The sequence below is a fragment of the Myxococcales bacterium genome, assembly GCA_023898405.1.
GTDB lineage: Bacteria > Myxococcota > UBA727 > UBA727 > JABDBI01.
This window is the reverse complement of record CP060221.1, coordinates 854,804-873,886: the sequence shown is the minus strand read 5'-3', so window position 1 is coordinate 873,886 and position 19,083 is coordinate 854,804. Positions and strand designations below refer to the sequence as shown.

Below are 19,083 nucleotides of genomic sequence, written 5' to 3'. Positions count from 1 at the left end.
AACAATGGCTCCTACAGAACTATTAACAAAAAATATCGACGAGTTGAGTAAAGAACTTCAAAATTTGTCTATAACGAGTGAAGAATTAACTCGGGCTTGTCTCAATCAAATAGAGCGGGGTGATAAGAAGTTAGGGGCGATGCTATGGCTCGAGCCTGAAATTTCACTCAAACAGGCCCGAGAGTCTGATGGGCGACTTAAAAATAAAAAAGCACTTGGCATGCTCGATGGTATACCTGTTGCGCTCAAAGATATGATGATGAGCCAAGATTTTTATACTACTGCAGCTAGCCGTATTCTTGAGGGCTATCAGGCTCCATATGATGCAACGGTGGTTAAAAAATTAAGAGCCGCCGGTGCGGTGATTGTTGGGAAAACCAATCAAGACGAATTTGCTATGGGTTCATCAAATGAAAGCTCAGCTTACAAATTATGTCGTAATCCTTGGAATCTAGAGCATACTCCTGGGGGGTCTTCTGGTGGGAGTGCTGTGGCGGTAAATGCCGGAATGTGTCTTGCAAGTCTTGGTACAGATACAGGAGGATCGATTCGTCAGCCAGCTGCATATTGTGGGACGGTTGGGGTCAAACCCAGTTACGGACGGGTTTCACGTTTTGGGATTGTTGCTTTTGCAAGCTCACTGGATCAGGTTGGTCCTTTTGCCAACTCGGTAAAAGATAGCGCCATCGTTTTGTCGAATATCGCTGGTTTTGATGAAAACGACTCAACTTCCATCAACGCATCGGTGCCAGATTATTACTCACAGCTGAAGCTTGATGTGCGTGGCAAAAAAATAGGTATTGCAAAGGAATATTTTGGTGAAGGCATTCAGCCCTGCGTAAGAAAAGCTGTAGAAAAAACCATTGAGATACTAAAAGAAAATGGTGCAACCATTGTTGATGTATCTCTACCTCATACAAAATATGCAGTGGCAACCTATTATATTATTGCTACCGCCGAGGCTTCTTCGAATTTATCTCGTTATGACGGTATTCGTTTTGGACCGCGAAAGGGTGAAGAACAAGGCCTGATGTCCCTTTATGAAACTACCAGAGGAGAATTATTTGGTACTGAAGTAAAGCGTCGCATCATGCTTGGCACCTATGTGTTGAGTGCGGGGTACTATGATGCCTATTATCGTAGAGCTCAGCAGGTGCGTCGATTATTTGCCCAAGATTTTGAGCGAGCTTTTGAAAAAGTGGATATTCTATTGTCTCCTACAACACCGACAACAGCTTTTAAAATTGGCGAAAAAGTTTCTGATCCATTGTCAATGTATTTAAACGATATTTATACCATTAGTGCTAATCTTGCTGGTTTATGCGGAATATCTGTTCCTGTTGGTTTGGATAATGCAGGGCTTCCTATTGGAGCGCAGCTGTTAGCAAAGCCTTTTGATGAACAGTCTTTATTTGATGCGGCAGCAGTGATAGAAAAGTCTGTTAATTTTGCGGCTCACCGCACACTGGCATAAGGAGACATGTTATGAGCGCGCTCGAGTCTTGTCTATTTTGTGGAATATATGAAAAAAAAATCCCAGCTAAGATTATTGCGCAAAATGATAGAGTGCTTGCCTTTCACGATATTAATCCGGTAGCAGAGTTTCATGCTCTGGTGATTCCCAAACTTCATATTGCTAATCTCAATGAGCTCTCTGCCGACAATGCCTCAGTGCTCGCTGACATGATGTTGATGGCAAAGGAGATTGCTTTTCAATTTGGAATGAATACTAATGGGTATCGGGTGGTTTTGAATACTGAAAAAGGTGCAGGGCAAACAGTGTTTCACTTGCACGCTCATGTTCTTGGGGGAAGAAATTTTTCCTGGCCTCCAGGCTAAACTCGCTTTAAGCCCATGTTAAGCTAAAGAGACAAAGGCTATTAGCATGGGAGTATAGAGTGGATAAAGAACTTATCAGAGATTATGAGTTAGATATAATTGTGAAAGCATGGCGTGATGAAAATTTTCGACAGCAGCTTTTAAAAGATCCTAAGAACGCCATCGAACGCGAGTTTGATATTAAAGTTCCCCATGACATGAATATTTCTGTCCATGAAGAAAACGAGCAATCGCTGCATTTGATTGTTCCATCCGTGCCTCCCCACTTTATAACTGGTGATTTATCCGATGATGAGCTAAAAGATGTTATTGGCGGAGTAATGGCGACGGGGCATCTAGCAGCTCTTCCCAAGGCTGAAGACAGAAAAAAAATACGAGAATTAAAGAAAGAGATAGAGCAGCTGAAAAATGAGCTTGTAGCTTTGAAAAAATAATGATGAGGGCGGGTATATACTCATCAAATTTGGAAAAGAATCGCAGATAGTGGCGATACGTCAATATATTTCTTGTAAAGTCTCACTTTTTTGCCATTGCCTAAGTTAGGAGCTTGAGCACAAAAATATGAGACTTTGCTTTTTAGCAGTAACGAAGCTCAAAGTAAAAGTTGCATGTGAAATATTTTTCATACTTTTTCTAAGTGCGTATCTAAAAAGTCATTCTAGCAGTAAAAACTCATAATAAATTGCATGATTGAACTTGGTGTTGTGAACAGCGAACGGCAACGAGCAGTGCTTGTTGAAGAGAGGCTTTTGGTTTTAGTAAAACGTCGAGCTGAAAAAGGTGAGAGGCTATTCTTATCTGATCGGCGCATGAAAGCCTACAAAAGCCATGCTCGGTGTAGCAGTCAGCATGAGATTTAAAAGCGATCTTCTCTAGATTTTCACAATATTTTTCATCATTAGACTCGTTTTTGTTGAGAGCTTGATAGTCAGCAAGTTTTTCTTGAAGACACAAGGTTGTGTTTTCAATCCAGGCTTGAAGTTGATGGGACCAGTCATTTTTTGAAGTTTGAAAAAGACTGCAATATTTGTATCCATAGGAGATGAGATAATTGCTGTGCTGAGAGCAAGGTCTCAGAGCTTCTAGATGTTGATAATATTCGCAGCTTGAGTCGCTTGGTTGAGGAGTATCAGCAAGTAGTGCGCCGCAAAAAATAATCACAAGCATAATAAAATTTTTCATGAATTAACTCTTGGCTGAAAAATCTCAATAAAAACTAATCGCATAAAAAATATATTGCCTTAAGAAGCAGATTTAAAATTGTGGATGTGCTCTTAGGCTTCAACTGTTAAAGCTTTTGACATAAGTACTTTGTGTCATGGAAGAGATCATCCATAGTGAGGTTTGCTCATGAATCAATCAAAAAATTTTAATTTGACTCGCTCTGTGTTAATCGAAGAAGCCATTAAACGTGGTGAGGGAGTGTTATCCGATAGTGGAGCATTGATTGTTCATACGGGAAAATACACAGGTCGTTCTCCAAGCGATAAGTTTAGCGTTTATGATGAACACACAAAAGATCTCATCTGGTATAACGAAGGCAACAAAAAAATGAGCCCTCAACATGCTGAAAATTTGTTTCAAAAAGTTTCGCAGTATCTTGATAAAAACGGGTGTTATAAGTTGGATTGCAGGGCTGGGGCGAGTCAAAACCATGCTTTAAATATTAGGGTAAAAACACAACGAGCGTGGCATAATCTCTTTGCTCAAAATATGTTTTTAGAGTCAAACAAAAATTTTAAAGTAGATTTTGAAATTTTTCATGCTCCAGGATTTAAGGCCGATCCAATAATGGATCACACTAATTCTGAATGTGCCATAGTACTAGATTTTTCTAAGCGTCGAATTGTTATCTGTGGTACCGAGTATGCCGGTGAAATTAAGAAAAGTGTTTTTACTGCCATGAACTTTTTGTTGCCTAATAGCGGAGTATTGGGAATGCATTGCTCAGCCAATATGGATGATAGTGGCAATGTCGCTATTTTTTTTGGGCTGAGTGGTACAGGGAAAACAACTCTTTCAGCTGATAGCAGCCGGCTTTTGATCGGAGACGACGAACATGGATGGGATGATGAAGGAGTTTTTAATTTTGAAGGTGGCTGTTACGCTAAGGTGATTCGTTTGTCTTCTAGCGATGAGCCGGAAATTTATCAGGCGAGCAATAAATTTGGTTCTGTTTTAGAGAATGTAATTTTTGATCCAAGCAGCAGAAAAGTTGATTTCAATGACGCTCGGTTGACTGAAAATTCTCGCTCTAGCTACGATATTTCTTATATTCCCAACGCCTGTCTGAGTGGTGTTGGAGGACATCCAAAGCATATTATTATGCTTACCTGCGATGCTTTTGGTGTTTTGCCTCCTATAGCAAAACTCAATGCTCAGGCAGCAGCGTATCATTTTATAAACGGCTATACTGCAAAAGTTGCCGGAACAGAGAGGGGAATTACCGAGCCAGTGGCAGTTTTTTCACCGTGTTTTGGATCTCCCTTCATGGCTCACAAACCTCAAGTTTATGCCAAATTACTAGAAGAAAAAATTGCTCATCACAAAGTTGAATGTTGGTTAGTCAATACTGGGTGGAGCGGCGGTCCTTATGGAGTTGGGGAGCGAATGAAAATTTCGTGGACTCGTCGGCTGTTGCATGCAGCGCTTGATGGTAAGCTAAAAAATGCACATTATCGTTTGGATCCGATTTTTAATCTTGAGGTGCCGGTGGATGTTGAGGGAGTGCCTCAAGAAATTCTTGATCCTAAATCAGTCTGGGAAGATCAGATGGCTTATGAGGCGCAAGCTTATAAATTAGCGCAACTTTTTAATGATAACTTTGAACCCTATTCAAGTTTGCTTCATGAGAATCTAAGAAAGGCAGGACCGATTCTTAAAAAAACTTAGGATTGAAAATATGCCAGCTATCGACCCAATTGTTAAAAATGTATCTCCCGAGTTAATGAGTGCTTTAGAAAAGGCATTGCGTGCAACTTTGATACCAGAGCTTTCTTCTGACGCCTGGACACTCAATATTGTGCGTGAAGTAAGTTGGGATAAGCGCTTAAAGGTATGTATTGTTTTACCCACTTTTGGGCTCAAATCAGAAAAAAATATTGCCTTGGCCGTCAAAAAGGCTTTGATACAGCATGTTGAAGATCCTGAAAAAATTGATTTATTTGTTTATTCAGATGTAAAACCTGCGGCTGTTCAAAGCATTAAAAAAGAAGAAATTGCAGATGTTCGCAATGTTATTTTGGTTGCTTCAGGAAAAGGTGGCGTAGGAAAAAGCACAGTAGCAAGCAATTTGGCCGTCACTATGGCTCAGTTAGGTTGTAGGGTCGGTTTGTTGGATGCAGATGTGTATGGGCCCTCAGTGCCTGTAATGTTTGATTTAGAGGAAGAAGGCCAGGTTAAAGCCTTTAAAGAGCCAAACAGTGATGCAACTTTTATGGTGCCTCCCATCAAATATGATGTGGCGCTTATGAGCCTAGGGTTTTTAGTCGATACTGATGCGCCGATGATTTGGCGAGGTCCAATGATTGCTTCAGCTTCTATGCAAATGTTTCATAATGTTTATTGGGGGCAACTTGATTATTTGATCGTGGATTTACCTCCTGGAACTGGCGATATCCAATTGACCATTGCGCAAAAGATAAATGTGGCTGGCGCCGTTATTGTATCGACTCCTCAAGATGTAGCCTTAAAAGATGTTATTCGCGCAAAAAATATGTTTGACAAAGTCAATATTCCCATCTTAGGGCTTATCGAAAATATGAGCTATTTTGTTTGCGATAGCTGTGACAAACATCATCAAATTTTTTCCCAAGGTGGAGCGATAAAGCAGGCTCAGGATTTAGGTATCAAAGTTTTAGGCGAATTACCTCTGACGCCTGCTCTAAGGACAGCGGCAGATAAAGGGGAGCCTTTGGCTTTTAAGGATAAAACCTCACCGATATCAGAACAGCTAAGAGAAGTAGCCCATGAAATTTGTGCCTCGGTAGCACTGATGGGGATGAGAGAAAAGTTGCCAGATAATAGTGCTCAGAATAATCCTCAGAAAGCTAATCAAGCTGAAGAAAAAAAACGTCGTTTACCTGTGCTGTAATTAGTTCTATTTTTTTAGCACGCCAAAACATTTCATCGCTCGCTATTAGTTGCTGGGCGCAAGAAAACGTGATGCCTTATAAAGGCATTTTGTCCCACGTTTTTTTGCACCAACAACATTATGAAATTTGTGCCATACCGGCTAAATGAGGGTGAAATGTCGAGAGTAGACGGCCAACTAAAGAAAATATTTGAAGATAGTGGAAATATTCCTAATACTAAAGGGAAAGAGCTTTCAAAAAATGAAACAATAAAATTAATTTCGTGTGCAGAAGATATTAACAACAATCCTTCAAAATCGTGCTTTACTTCATCTTCAAGTAGCCGAGGAACTCGGCAGCTTGCTCATTTATTTAAACGCCACCAAAATGAGTTTTCGCAAGAAAGTAAGCAAGTATTAAAAAATTACATTCAACATGGCCAGATACCAAGTAACAATCAATCCTTCCATAACAGTACAGTGACCCATGGTGTATCTCCAAGCTTGATTCACCATAGTCACAGCACGGGGGCGGTTGTAATGCCGACAACTCCAACACGCCCGAACCATAGTTCAGGGCCGGTTGTAATGCCGACAACTCCAGCAGGCTCGAATCATAGTTCAGGCTCGGTTGCAATGCCGACTGCTCCAGTAGGCTCGAATCATAGTTCAGGCTCAGTTGTAATGCCAACAACTCCAGCACGCCCAAATCATAGTTCAGGGCCGGTTGTAACGCCAACAACTCCAGCAGGCTCGAATTATAATTCAGGCTCAGTTGTAATGCCAACAACTCCAGCAGGCTCGAATCATAGTTCAGGATCGGTTGCAATGCCAACAACACCTGCGCGTCCTGAAGTTGGAGAGACTCCAACTCCAGCAACATCCAATGCTGATGTAGCACCTCTTGGTATTCCTGTACCAGGAAGTGTTTCGAACAATGGAGTTGAAGGAACCCATGGAACTGTAATTCTTGACTGGAAGGCGAGCAAAGCCGTAGAGCATTTTCACTGGTTTCCTTTACAAGAAACTCAACCAAACGGTGGTGATGCAACCAATAATCTCTACGCTCCAAAAGGTGCCTGCGCTAAATACGATATGTACACAGGCACAAGCAAGGCTCGAGAATATGAGTATGAGCATAACCGCAAGCCATTGAGTGCGGGAGCAGAATTCGGTTGGTGGGGACACTGTGATAAAGCTTCTACCGCTTCATGTGTGCTGCAAGCACCAAAACATGATGTCATTATGTTGAACGATAGGGGTGAAAAAATTCGTTTTACCAAAAATGATATTCAAGGCCTTTTAGTGAAAGTTGTTTCTAATCTTGCAGAAAAGGTAGATTTCAGAGGCCATCGTTATAATGGACCAAGAGATAATCCTAACGACCCATCACCACAAGAATTTATGAGCGTGATGAAGGAGTGGGGGCAGGATCAATTACCTTTTGTGCTGGATATAGATCCTGGAGTCCAAGTATGGAATTTCCCTTATGATCAAGTGAAAATTCAAGAATCAACTCAAGCACCAGCAGGGTTTAACGCTGCTAACATGCCAAATGATGGTTCGGTCAAGTACTACCATATTGATATGAAGGGTACTGGCTTTCCACAAAAGGCACGAGTTTACGATTGCTTTGTACGTTATGGAGCAGGCGGCGAAGTTGTTGAAAGCGATTGGATTAAGACTCCGCAATCACACAAAAAACCAGATTTTATGTGGCGGCCACATCCTGTTGGTGACTTGCGTGATAGAAGCTTGTGGGTGAATCACGGTAAAGTGAGCAACCCAGAGATCGATCCTCAGGTTGTATACGATATTTACATGAAATCCCTAGCTTAGTTATTTTAGCTTTGCTTGGAAATTGATTTATTAGAAGATAGTGGCGGCAAAACAATTTGTTGCCATTATCTGTAATTTTTTGGCGACCTTCCTTCAGCCCAAAACCAGATAATTTTTAAGTACTAAGACAAATAAAATGATCCTCTAGGCATTTTAAAAACAGCTAAGACTTTTAGTTTTTAATACTGGCCAAAAAATCTTTGCGTACGTGATCGTCTTCTTCAAAAATACCTTTAAATTCAGTTGTGCACGTCACTCCATGCTGTTTTTTTACGCCGCGCATCATCATGCAAAAGTGATTGGCTTCAATAGCTACTGCCACACCTTTTGGTTGCAAAAGATCGTAAAGAGCTTGTGCTATCTCATGATTAAGGTGTTCTTGCACTTGTAGGCGTTTAGCGTACATATCAATAATTCTGCCAACTTTGCTTAGGCCAATTATTTTCTTATTGGGAAAATAGGCCACATGAACGTGGCCAAAAAAAGGCAGTAAGTGATGTTCGCATAGAGAATAAAATTCTATGTTTTTCTGTAAAACCATGCCCTTAGATTGACAGTCAAAGATTGCATTGTCTGCTATTTGATCGATAGATTGCCGGTAACCACTGGTAAGTTCGGCTAAGGATTTAGCCACTCTCTCGGGAGTTTCTCTTAGGCCTGGGCGTTCGATATTTTCACCCAACGTGCTTAAAATACTTGATACGGATTTTTCGATAGTTTCATGCATACATTAGCTCAATCATTTTGGTGTCATCCTTCATAGCATGCTTTGAACTTTAGGAAAGGCACTATGGCACAATAAGCTGCTTTGGATAAAACCACCTGTTATTAAGGGCGAAAATTTTTTTATAGACTCAACTAAGTGGGAGTGAATTTCATGGTGTGCGGTGCAGTTTAGGCCTCTAACTGAAGCGTAGAGTTCCCTGCTTAATAGATCGTAGTCAACAGTGGACTCTAAGTCATCATTTTGAGCAGCTCGGTAAAAATCACCTTCTACCTCAAAATTTACCAACAGAAGTGCTTTTTGCCTAGATTTGTGCGGGCAGGCTTGTAGTTTCAATTTAAGCTCATGTACTCCCAAGGCAAAAGAAATAATTTTCATGGTGTGAGAATCTCCACTTTTTCAAAGCCATTAGGGCTAAGAGACTCCATAAAGGAAGATTTTTTTGCCTTTAAAATTGCTGCATTCGCCGTACCAAATTGGTAATTCTGACCGCTTAGAAAAAAAAATAATTCACTCACCGATGGATTGTGGCCAATCAACAGAATGTTTTTGTCATAATTCATTTCACCAAGCACCTCTAATAAAGTTTCTGGCTCGGCATTATATAGACGTTGATCAAAAATAGATGCAGGAGCGTGATGCATGTGTGAAGAGAGCTGCTCAAAAGTTTGTTGTGTTCTCAATGCCGGGCTGACTAAAGCATAATCTATCTTTAGTTTGAGATGATTTATGTGTTTAGCAATATGCGCCAGCTGCTGATGCCCATGATGGTTTAAGGGACGATCGAAATCTTTTGTGCCAATTGCGGCTTTTTCGCTTTTGGCATGTCGCATGATTAAAAGAAAATTGTTATTGTGCGCCATAATTTTCTCCGTTGTTTGAGTTTTTAGCCTTAAAAAAATGCTCGAGAGAATGATAAAAAAATAATTTCTCTAAGCTCGTTGCTTATAAACTTGTGTTGTAAATAAAAAAAGAAGTAGCCAATGCCCCTTTAGGAGCTTAGCTGCAAGAAGCCTTGCTTTCATGATTTTATTGTTGAAAGCCCCCAGCTGTAAGGAACACTACGTGCAAATTTATCGTGAATGCTTTTGCTTATACTGCTTGTCAGGGTATTAACTGGGAATCTTTTTTGCTTTTTAAACGCTTAGTCGCAACGAGCTCTATAGATAGATAAAAATTAACATCATTTAAACTTTCTATAAGTTATTTAAGAAAAATGGATTAATTGAAGCCTGTATTTCAGTTCTTTGGAGGGGTTTAATTAGGTGCGTATAGCCACAAAAAAATATTGCGGTACGTGGGAGATTGTTTGTGAAAGCTTGTGTCATATGGATTTTTTTTGGGCTGTTAACTTTTTGTGAATTTATATTTTCAATGGAAAATGCCCAAAAAGAGATAGGAAAGGAAATTACAAAAAAGAATTGAGAATAGTAATACCGCCTTATGAAGAAAAGAAGGAACTTGGTTCTCCCAAAAAAAAATCATCACCAACCAAAAAAATAGCTAATTTACTTTCCCCAAAGAGTAGAAAAATTTTAACCCGCTCAGATAGTCAATCACTGAGCAACAGTAAAATATTAGATCTGTCCAGCATTAAAACAAGAGCTCATAGTCCCGTAAATGGTATGGAGTTTTATTGCGATGGTCTCGAAGAAGGCTGTGGCGATAATTATATCGAATATATTGGTAGGTTTTCTTTTTCTTATATAGATGAATGCAGTCTTATAGACTCACTACATCGATTATTAAAAAAAACTCACTTAGATTTTTTTCAGTTAAGTACCTTAGAATTGCGGCAATGCAAACTTAGAGAATCTGAAATATTTTCTGCTGAATATGATATATTAAGGCGCTTGTGGAACCCCATGGTTAAAAAGCACCTTATCAAATTGCTGTTAAATCCAATGTTTCCTTCAATGATTGAAAGCTATACTAGAGATATTAGTGATAAGTATTTTGCCATCAATTCTTTGCCCATTTCTCAAGTGCAAAAAAATGATTCTTTAGAAGAAATAAAAGAAATTAAAAGTGAAATGATTACTCCTAAATCTGCCATCGAGGCTCAGCTTAGGTTTTTTGAAGAGCGGATAGGTAATGCGCAGATTAAAGAAAAGCAAGAAAAAATACCGGATGATTTCTTCGAGGCTGTTAGTAAAGCAGAAATAGAAGTTTTGCTTCAAGAAATAGCCGAAAGTGAGCTGAGTTCTTGCGAGAAAGAATATCTATTTTTGTTAGGAAACAATATTTTAACAATTATTTTTGAACAGCATAATGAAAAAAAGGTCTTTTTTAAATTTCTATATAATAGTTTAATTGATGGGTTGTCTTTAACTATCTCGCAAAAAAAGAAATGTGAAAATTTAGTTTTAAATTCATTATTACTTTATGTAATTCAACCGATCATTCTAAATATTAGAATTGAAAGAACCTATTTTAGCGAAACCCAGTTGCAAGGTTTTGAACAAGAATTTTGCCAAGAGAGGATCGCTAACGGCCAGCGATCATGCTCAAGGGAAAGTTTGATTGAGGGGGTTGTGGGGTTAATGAAAGAATCCGCTCATGATTCAGTCCTTAGGCAAAATTATTTTGAAGCAAAATTAGCTCGTGTTTTGATGAGCAGTTTTCAGGTGACAGAAATCGAAGATGAGCAAAGCCTTTTTATGAATCTTATTACAAAAATTAAGACCTTGATGATAAGAGGGTTGCTTTCTGCATCTAATAGAGTGTAGCGATTGTTTTAAAAGCATTTAAAAAAATATTTTTGCTTCCCTGAGATTACCAAGCCTATCTTTGCCCTTTTTTTCGTTCCAATTTTTGTCTAAACAGCTCCTTAAAGGAATATGCGGGCTAAATCAAAAAAATGTTAAGTTATATGCACTTGTGAGTAAAAACGGGAAAAATATATTATACTTATTGCATTTTTGAGTGATTCATTTAAAAAGAAAATATATTATTTTGACCTTATGAATTGTTTTAAGGTTATTTTATTTTATTTTGAGGTATTTTGATATGAAAATTGTATTGGTATTATTGGCGGCTTGCTCACTAAACGCAGTTAATGATCCTTCTGGTGGACAATCTCAGGCATCTCTTGCCCCTGGGCTCAGAGTTTATAATGTGGCGCAAAGTCTAGAAGATGACCATTTTCTTATGGTAAATGCAAATAATCCTGGTGACTATCGAATAGTTGATCGTGATATTTTTAATATCAGAAGAGTAAACCACAGAAATTCTAATAATTCACAACTTGTTCCATTCTTGCCAGCTTTGCAGGCAGTCCAGCCATTAATCAATAATAGCCAAGCGGCAGTTAATCCTAATAATGATGTGCAAAGCAATGTGGATAGCGATAATTTAAGTGACAGCGATGATACAATGGATTCCGATTCAGAAAACGAAGATGCAGAAGATAATTTCTTTAACTTAGCCGATCAAGAATAGTTTTGTATTGATTAAGACTTTTAAAAAAGCCCCATAAAAATGGGGTTTTTTCGTGGTTTCACCAAAATATTCAGCATTAATTTACCTTATTTCTTAACAAAAACTAAGGCAACAACAAACTACTTCATAGGCAAAAGAGGGTGAGCTTTCAATATGATTACTTAAGGCATTCGAGCGCCAGTTTGAGCATAACTTTATTTGTATCGTTCAGGTAGAAATGAATTTCACAGTAAGGCATGTCTGTGAGCCAATCAACAGTCTAAACAATGTATCGAATTTTTGAGTAGTTATTTCTCTGTGATGGTATTTATCGCCATGCTTTTTTACGTCGTCAAAGTATTTTTGTGAGCTATAGCTTCCATCTAATGACACCTTTTTTAACTATGAAACGCTCTTGGGTTTTATTCTATGTTCAAAAAGAAACGGCACGCTCTAGGCTGGGGGCAGTGACCTGTCTCTTAGAATTTCCTCAATTTTAGCTGAAGAAAATTAGTTAAAAATAATTTTATTAAATCCACTAAAGAGCAAATAATCCAGCTATTAATGCAAAAAAGTTGAGTTTTATTTTTTTATTTTTCAATATGAAAAAAAACAAGCCTCAACAGTGTCTCAGCGTTTTTATAGAATTTAATTTGATTTTTGTTTTAATTTTTTTGACGAAATACGTGAAGTGAGCACACGACATAGGCTAAAACTAAAGAGCATCCTAATCGAGTTGGTCATGATGCTCTTAGAAAATGAAAAAGAGGACACTCAATGAAAAAGAAAATAATTTACCTGATGTGTGCAGTAGCAAGCCTCATAACGGTGAATCAAGTCTTTGCTCAGTCATCCCACGATTCACTCAATTATGCAGATCCAGATACCATGGAAGACATGAGTAAGTTTGCTATATCGACACCCGATGGAAATTTTAAACTTGCTATCAAAGGTCATGTGCAACAGAGAAATGAATGGACTTATGTTCCTGAAACTAAGGACAAAAATTTATCGATTTCACTTCCACGTGCACGATTGAAGGTTCTTGGTAATGCCTTTAACCCCGCCATCACCTACTTTTTTCAAGCTCAATTCGAAAGCCCATACTATGATGACGGTACAGGGCTCGCTACTAATGAATTTCAATATAATGTAGCTGGTTCTACAGGCCTTAGAGATTACTATTTAAATGTTGCTCCCTATCCTGAATATTTTCAGGTCAGAGTTGGTAAGTTTAGAACCCCATTTTCCCGTCAACAACTGATCTCAAGCTCTCAAATGCAATTTGAAGATCAAAGTGATGCAAATAATCAATTCCAATTGACTCCTGATGGTCACGATATTGGTGTGATGTTTCACAATGGCTTTAACAATGCACTTGAGTGGGCATTGGCTGCTGTAAGCAATGGTGTGGTGGCTCGTCTTGGTTATAACTACGGTGGCATCGATGGGTATGACTTTGCTGATTTTGCTGGCGGTGGTTTTCGTTTTGCTCTTGCTATCAACGGTTTTGCTAACACCGATTATCAGTCGAGTGATTTTACAAAGGATCTTCGCGGTGGAGCTGATTACATTGTTAAATGGGCAGGTTTCTCTAGCAATGGTGCCTTTTACTATCGTCGTTATAAAGGTGCTGACCAATTTGGAGGAGGAGCTGACTTAGGATATTTGATAGCCAAGCATTGGGAGCCAGTTGTACGATATTCATGGTTGAAAACAGACAAAGATCATGAACATCAAGCTCGTCTTGGTATCAACTATTACGTATTTGGTCATCATTTGAAATTATTGACTTATGTCGGACCAGACTTGATTAACGATAAAATCGATAAATGGTATGCCGGAACCCAATTCCAGTTTGCTCTTTAATCAGTTTTTTGCTCAATAAAAAAGCCGAAAAATATTTCGGCTTTTTTTAATTACTGTGGATTATTACCTTTCAAGAGGAACAAAGCGTTTAGCATTGCCTCTTCTTGTGAGCATCATGAGGGTAGAGTCTTTCTTAGCATTATCTACAATCTTTTTGAGCTGTGCGGCTGAGCTTAGTGTCTCACCATTTACTTCAGTAATGACGTCTCCAGGCAGTAAACTCGCAAATTCTGCAGCACTTCTTCTTAAAACTGCCACCACAAGCACACCTGGATTTTTTGAGCTCAAGTCCATTTCTTTTCTTAGCTCTACCGACGTATCCATTACTTCAAGACCAACACTTTCAATACTAACGCTTTCTGTTTTATTTTGTCTTGCGTGAGAGATATGCTGGCTTTCTTCTTTTCTTTTTTCTAATTTAATGGTGATTTTTTTGTAACCGCTTCCCTTTCTAAAGAGTTTTATGATGACACTTTGGCCTACGCCTTTATACGCAGTGTGCTGGCGCAAATTGAATGAATCGGCAACTTTTAAGTCATCAATTTCTAAAATAACGTCCATGGCCTTCATACCCGCTTTCTCAGCAGGCGTATCAGGCAAAACCTGCACTACCACAGCTCCTGTGACGTTTTCAGAAAGACCAAGAGCTTTGGCGTACTGCGGAGTAAGATCGGTAGGTTCTACCCCAAGAAAAGCTTTTTCAATTTTGCCATGTTTGAGCAGCTGAGGAACCACGGCTTTGATAATATTGATGGGCACGCAGAAAGCAATGGCTTGACCTGATGCCAAGATGGATTCACTCACACCTACAACCCGACCATAAGGATCAATAACCGGCCCACCAGAATTACCTGGATTAATAGGCATCTGCATTTGAATTAGCTCAGCGTAGAGATCACGTCCTGATGGGCGAATACCCCCACGGTGTTTTTGCGAAATAATTCCTGTATTGACTGATTGAACGAGGCCTAGAGGACTTCCCAAGGCCATGACGGGGTCGCCAAGGCGCAATGTATCAGAATCACCTAAGGGCAAGTACGGCCATTTAATTTTTTCTTCTTTTTTGCTCAGTTTTATTTTGATAAGCGCAATATCGAGTGCTTCATCTGAACCAATAACCTCTGCATCATACTCGCGCGGTTTCATGCCAACGGTTACACGAATTTTTTGTGCACCATCGATCACGTGTTGATTGGTTATGATGTAACCATCTTCATTGATAATAAAACCGCTTCCTTGTCCTCGCTGTTTTTCTGGTGGGAAAAACCTAAAAGGCCCTGGGAGACCTGGAAATTCCATAGCAGGCTGTTGAACCAAAGCTTCGGTTGTGATTACTACCACTGCTGGTTGAGATTTTTCTACTAAAGGAGCCCATGAAGAGATTTCAATTTTTTGTGCTTGAGCTTGTTTATCTGAAAGTTCACGCCAAAGGTTTTGAGTAACCAAAACAAAGGCGCTTGAGCACGCAAAGGTTATTAAAAGCCAAAGCCAGAGAGTTTTCTTTTGTATCCGTATAAACATATATATCTATTCTCCAATAATTTTTAGATGAGCAATTATTCTGATAATCGCTAGCGTTTGACGGACTAGCTTTGATTTTATAAATTTTTTTGGCAAGACTTCGAATTGCTAATTCTGGTGTGATCTTGACAATAATGTTACAGCAATCCCAGAAATTAACTAAAGCTTTAATTTCTGTCTAGTCCTCGCTTTGTTGCGGGCGTTTAGAAATTAAAGCTTTAGTTAATTTCTGGGATTGCTGTTAATCAGGATTTTTTTAGAGGTTTTTATGTATTCAATAAAATTTTTTTTCCTGTTTGTGCTTTCCCCAGCAATTATATTGTGCAAAGCTGTTGATAAAAAAAATCAAGCTCCATCTCATACTCATACTGAGCCAAGCCTTGTCATTGTGTTAGAAAAATTAGTTGAGAAACAACAATTTACCAATGCTATCAATCTTATCGATAAAAAATATTCTGCAGGTCATTTGCATCACGATAGCGCTTTTTATCTAAAGTCTCGTATTTATTTGAAGCAAAATAATTTCAAAGAATGGAAAAATAATCTGCTCAAAATAAAGAAATCTCAGTTCTTGAATAACGTAAAAATTGTAAGTGATTTATTTGAAGAGCTTGATTTTGAAAACAAAAAATGGCTGGCAAAAAATTTAATGGGTCAAAGGATATTTGATAAAGCCGTTCCTAGCTCGTGTCCATTTTATGAACTCAATGAGAGAGCACGGCGAGGAAATTTTTTAAGTAATGTTCTAGAGGTGGCAGAGTTAGATAAAAAGACCAGAACTCACTTTTATGAAGAACTGTATTTGGAAAAACCAGAAAGCATCGATGTTGCAAGATTTAGCAGCAACAAAAAATTTATTAAATGGCAAAAAAAATTAACCGCGCAAGACTACACAAAGCGAATGCTCAATTTAATGCTTTTTGGAAAAAATAAAGAAGCTCGTGAAACCTATGAAAAAGCCCGTAGTTCTCTCAAGAAAATATCGAAAGACGAAAGGTGTGAACTCGATTATCAAAATGCCAAAATAGAGCGAAAAATGCGCAACTATAAAGGCGCTCGTTTGGCTTTTCAGACGCTGATAAAAACATGTGGCTCAGAAGTAAAAAGAAAAGCTCGTTACATGGAGCTGATGTTGGCATCCATGGCAAGTGATGTGAGTCAAAGAGCTCAATTTGATCAATTTGTAAAAGATTATCCTACCGATGGTCTGAGCGATGATGTTCTTTTCTTTGCGGCTGACATGGAAAGAACTGTTGGCAAATATGACGATATGTTTAAGACGCTTGATATTTTAATTAAAAAGTATCCCGATGGGGATATGATCCATAAGGCGTTATTTTCCAAAGCTTTTGAACTTACTAAATTAGGTGAGCTAGAACTTGCTGCAAAAAGTCTCGAGCATCTCAAAAAGATATCTCACCCTGATTCTTTGAGTTTTCAACAAGCCCAGTACTGGATTACACGTTTGAGTATCTCTAAGGATATAAAAACTTTTAAAGCATTGAACAAAAACAAACTCTCTACCATTAAATCTCAGCTAATGGCTTTGGTCCATCACAAGATACCGACAGTCTATTCTTGGTTATCGTGGCTTTTGCTTAAAGAACTCAAGGTGCATGTTCCTCTCAAAAAAATTGCTGCACAAAAAATTGAAGGTCTTCAAACAAGCAAAGATCCAGAACTTATTTTAACCAATCAGCTTATTGAAAATGGTTTTAATAAAGAAGCTCTTGCTTTGTTGTTGGAAAAATCTGTAAAAAGCAGCGATGAAGCGTCAGTCTTTTTTATAGCAAAATTATTTTTGGACTTAGATGATGCCCACCTGGCCTATCTGAAATTAATCCAGTGCAACTTTAAGGCAGGGCAAATTTTAAGAGCTCGTCCAGGAATATATAATGCAATAGCTTTTCCTAGACCTTTTAAAGAAGAAGTAAGAGAGGCAACCCAAAGGTCTCATGTTTCACCAAATCTTGTTTATCCCATTATGAAAAGAGAAAGTTGTTTTTTGCCAGATGCGCGATCGTGGGCGCAGGCTCGAGGTCTGATGATGATGATGAAAGTCAGCGCGGATGAGCAAGCGCAAAGAATGGGGATTAAACTTCAAAGCGAAGAAGATCTCTATAAGCCCAAGACAAGTTTATTGCTTGGGGCAGGTTTGATAAAAAACTATCAGCAGCGCTTCGGTAATTTGGCTGTTGCGCTCGCAGCTTATAACGCAGGTCCAGGTCATGCCCAGAGGTGGATCACAAAAAATAATCATGCTCCTATAGATGCTTTTCTTGAAAATGTTTCTATCGATGAAACTAACCGTTATTTAAAGAATGTACTGGGTGGGATGTTTCATTATTCATTGATGGATCCAAATGCGCAGCTAAATGAATTAGATTTTTTATTAAAAAACGATAATAGCGATGTGTCATCCTCGAAGAGTAAAGCTTGAAAGCCATATTTTATGGCTGTTGTGACATTGGTTTCTTTGTCATCGATCAATAAGATATGTTCTCTGTTAATTGACGAGATGTAGGATAGTCGCTCAAAAAATTGCTTGTGTGGTTTAAGCTGTTTTTCTTTGAACGAAAGAATAGAATTGTTTTTTGTAAAAGGAGAGAGTTTAAGTTTTTTTACGAAGTGATAATAGTGCAATTCATTAATATTGCTGAAAAAAACCCATGGAACTTTAAGCTGATTCAGATGATAGCTTATGGGTAAAGCCTGTACCATTGAGCAGAATATCGATTCGAATTTTTTTGCTTCAAGCGAGAGTTTTGAGCTCTTATTTTTTATAAATTGCGTGCTTGGAATGAGGCCTCTTTGCAGCAATAAAAAATCCTCGTCAAAAAAGTCTTGGATATTGATGCCAGCCTTGTAGCAATGAAAGAACAGCTTACTTTTGTTTATGTGAGCAAGTACACCACCAATGTCGAGTGCTAATAATTTTATATTCATGCACAAGGCCACTCGCGAAGCAGCAATTGTTCCACTACCAAGCGAGGATTAATATTTCTTTCGAGCAGGGTACATGCATTGTTCAAAGCCTGACTGATATGGAGCGCTAAGGAGGGATGAAGATTCTGTGATGTAGCAGAATTGGAGTAAGATCTCAAAAGTATGTGGCATTGTTCACGCATATTTTCTAGTTCTTGATAGAGTTCAGCTCGCTGAGAGCTAAACTGGCCGCATATTTTAAAACGTTTATTTGGGCTTAGTTTGTTTATGGCATGAATTAGTTGGCATGTTTTTTCATCGGGGGAGTCGAGCAGGGCAGCAGGTTTTATTGGCACTGAAATTAATCGTGATGCAATGGTAGGTAAGACGCTTGATCTCGAGGGAGCAAGACAAAAAAACGATTTATTATCACCACTTTCCTCAATGGACTTGAGCAAAGCATTAGCAGCAGCTTTTGTAATTTGATGCATGTGGGTAATAATAAAAATAGCAGTCCCTTTTTCGTAGTTTGCTTTTTGATTTTCAAAAATAATACGACGCACTTGTTCTATTTTTATCTCTTCACGAGAATTTTTTTCAGGTGCATCATCATTGTGCAGGGGCTCTATGTAAGTGAGGTTTGGGTGGCATCGAGTAAGAATACGTTCACAGTTGTTGCAGGTTTGGCATGCTTTATTGTTTTGGATATCAAGGCACAAACTCACCATGGCAAGTTCCTTAGCATGATTCATACGATCTTGATGTTCTGCCCCGCTGATAAGAATATTCATAGTTTTACCGCTTGTAGCTAAGAGACTGTTTCGAAAATAATTACCAAGCTTTTTTTGTCTCTTTTTTCCCGTATCTAACAATA

General features: G+C 38.6%; 17 protein-coding genes. 10 read left to right on the top strand and 7 right to left on the bottom strand.

The genetic code is table 11. The features are described from left to right. Positions 1-4 precede the first annotated feature (4 nt). Genes gatA through H6731_03945 form a run of 3 tightly spaced genes read left to right on the top strand, consistent with a single transcriptional unit; the run spans position 5 to position 2,273 of the window. Complete coding sequence (gene gatA / locus H6731_03955) at positions 5-1,474, top strand: Asp-tRNA(Asn)/Glu-tRNA(Gln) amidotransferase subunit GatA (GenBank protein ID USN51572.1); 1,470 nt, start codon at positions 5-7, stop codon at positions 1,472-1,474. 11 nt (positions 1,475-1,485) lie between these two features. Continuing rightward, entirely contained in the window at positions 1,486-1,839 is a 354-nt protein-coding gene (locus H6731_03950; GenBank protein ID USN51571.1) for a histidine triad nucleotide-binding protein, read from the top strand. Between the two features lie 59 nt (positions 1,840-1,898). Then, positions 1,899-2,273: an NHLP leader peptide family natural product precursor gene (locus H6731_03945; GenBank protein ID USN51570.1), complete on the top strand. Its 375-nt coding sequence runs from the start codon at positions 1,899-1,901 to the stop codon at positions 2,271-2,273. 238 nt (positions 2,274-2,511) lie between these two features. On the opposite strand, the gene H6731_03940 is transcribed toward H6731_03945, so the two are convergent. Further along, positions 2,512-3,021 (bottom strand): hypothetical protein, encoded by a 510-nt coding sequence (locus H6731_03940; GenBank protein USN51569.1) that lies wholly within the window; start codon positions 3,019-3,021, stop codon positions 2,512-2,514. Between the two features lie 168 nt (positions 3,022-3,189). Here H6731_03940 and pckA point away from each other — a divergent pair, with 168 nt between their 5' ends. The 3 genes from pckA (at position 3,190) to H6731_03925 (ending at position 7,750) form a co-directional block, all read left to right on the top strand. Then, entirely contained in the window at positions 3,190-4,731 is a 1,542-nt protein-coding gene (gene pckA, locus H6731_03935) for a phosphoenolpyruvate carboxykinase (ATP) (GenBank protein ID USN51568.1), read from the top strand. Between the two features lie 10 nt (positions 4,732-4,741). Beyond that, the gene (locus H6731_03930; protein USN51567.1) at positions 4,742-5,932 is read left to right on the top strand and encodes an Mrp/NBP35 family ATP-binding protein; all 1,191 of its coding nucleotides are present in this window, start codon (positions 4,742-4,744) and stop codon (positions 5,930-5,932) included. A gap of 156 nt (positions 5,933-6,088) precedes the next feature. Beyond that, positions 6,089-7,750 (top strand): hypothetical protein, encoded by a 1,662-nt coding sequence (locus H6731_03925; protein USN51566.1) that lies wholly within the window; start codon positions 6,089-6,091, stop codon positions 7,748-7,750. Between the two features lie 172 nt (positions 7,751-7,922). Here the strand turns inward: H6731_03925 and folE are convergent, their stop codons facing one another. From folE to H6731_03910, 3 genes are read right to left on the bottom strand one after another with little or no spacing between them, the layout of a single operon-like run. Then, entirely contained in the window at positions 7,923-8,477 is a 555-nt protein-coding gene (gene folE, locus H6731_03920) for a GTP cyclohydrolase I FolE (protein USN51565.1), read from the bottom strand. 30 nt (positions 8,478-8,507) lie between these two features. Beyond that, on the bottom strand, positions 8,508-8,852 hold the full coding sequence (locus H6731_03915; GenBank protein ID USN51564.1) for a hypothetical protein: 345 nt from the start codon (positions 8,850-8,852) through the stop codon (positions 8,508-8,510). Next, positions 8,849-9,337 carry a histidine phosphatase family protein gene (locus tag H6731_03910; GenBank protein USN51563.1) on the bottom strand — a complete coding sequence of 163 codons (489 nt, stop codon included), beginning with the start codon at positions 9,335-9,337 and terminating at the stop codon, positions 8,849-8,851. The genes H6731_03915 and H6731_03910 overlap by 4 nt, the downstream gene beginning before the upstream one ends. Positions 9,338-9,895: 558 nt before the next feature. Between H6731_03910 and H6731_03905 the strand changes: the two genes are divergently transcribed. The 3 genes from H6731_03905 (at position 9,896) to H6731_03895 (ending at position 13,763) form a co-directional block, all read left to right on the top strand. Next, the gene (locus H6731_03905) at positions 9,896-11,203 is read left to right on the top strand and encodes a hypothetical protein (protein ID USN51562.1); all 1,308 of its coding nucleotides are present in this window, start codon (positions 9,896-9,898) and stop codon (positions 11,201-11,203) included. Between the two features lie 280 nt (positions 11,204-11,483). After that, entirely contained in the window at positions 11,484-11,915 is a 432-nt protein-coding gene (locus H6731_03900) for a hypothetical protein (GenBank protein ID USN51561.1), read from the top strand. A 756-nt stretch (positions 11,916-12,671) separates the two neighbouring features. Then, a complete protein-coding gene (locus H6731_03895; GenBank protein USN51560.1) occupies positions 12,672-13,763 on the top strand; it encodes a hypothetical protein in 1,092 nt (363 codons plus the stop codon). Positions 13,764-13,826: 63 nt separating this feature from the next. On the opposite strand, the gene H6731_03890 is transcribed toward H6731_03895, so the two are convergent. Continuing rightward, the gene (locus tag H6731_03890; GenBank protein USN51559.1) at positions 13,827-15,284 is read right to left on the bottom strand and encodes a trypsin-like peptidase domain-containing protein; all 1,458 of its coding nucleotides are present in this window, start codon (positions 15,282-15,284) and stop codon (positions 13,827-13,829) included. Positions 15,285-15,552: 268 nt separating this feature from the next. On the opposite strand from H6731_03890, the gene H6731_03885 reads away from it, so the two are divergent. Next, the gene (locus H6731_03885; protein ID USN51558.1) at positions 15,553-17,724 is read left to right on the top strand and encodes a transglycosylase SLT domain-containing protein; all 2,172 of its coding nucleotides are present in this window, start codon (positions 15,553-15,555) and stop codon (positions 17,722-17,724) included. On the opposite strand, the gene H6731_03880 is transcribed toward H6731_03885, so the two are convergent. Then, complete coding sequence (locus tag H6731_03880; GenBank protein USN51557.1) at positions 17,628-18,230, bottom strand: hypothetical protein; 603 nt, start codon at positions 18,228-18,230, stop codon at positions 17,628-17,630. The two genes, H6731_03885 and H6731_03880, sit on opposite strands and share 97 nt — an antisense overlap. After that, entirely contained in the window at positions 18,227-19,000 is a 774-nt protein-coding gene (locus H6731_03875) for a hypothetical protein (GenBank protein ID USN51556.1), read from the bottom strand. Before H6731_03875 ends, H6731_03880 begins: the two co-directional genes overlap by 4 nt. Positions 19,001-19,083: the final 83 nt, after the last annotated feature.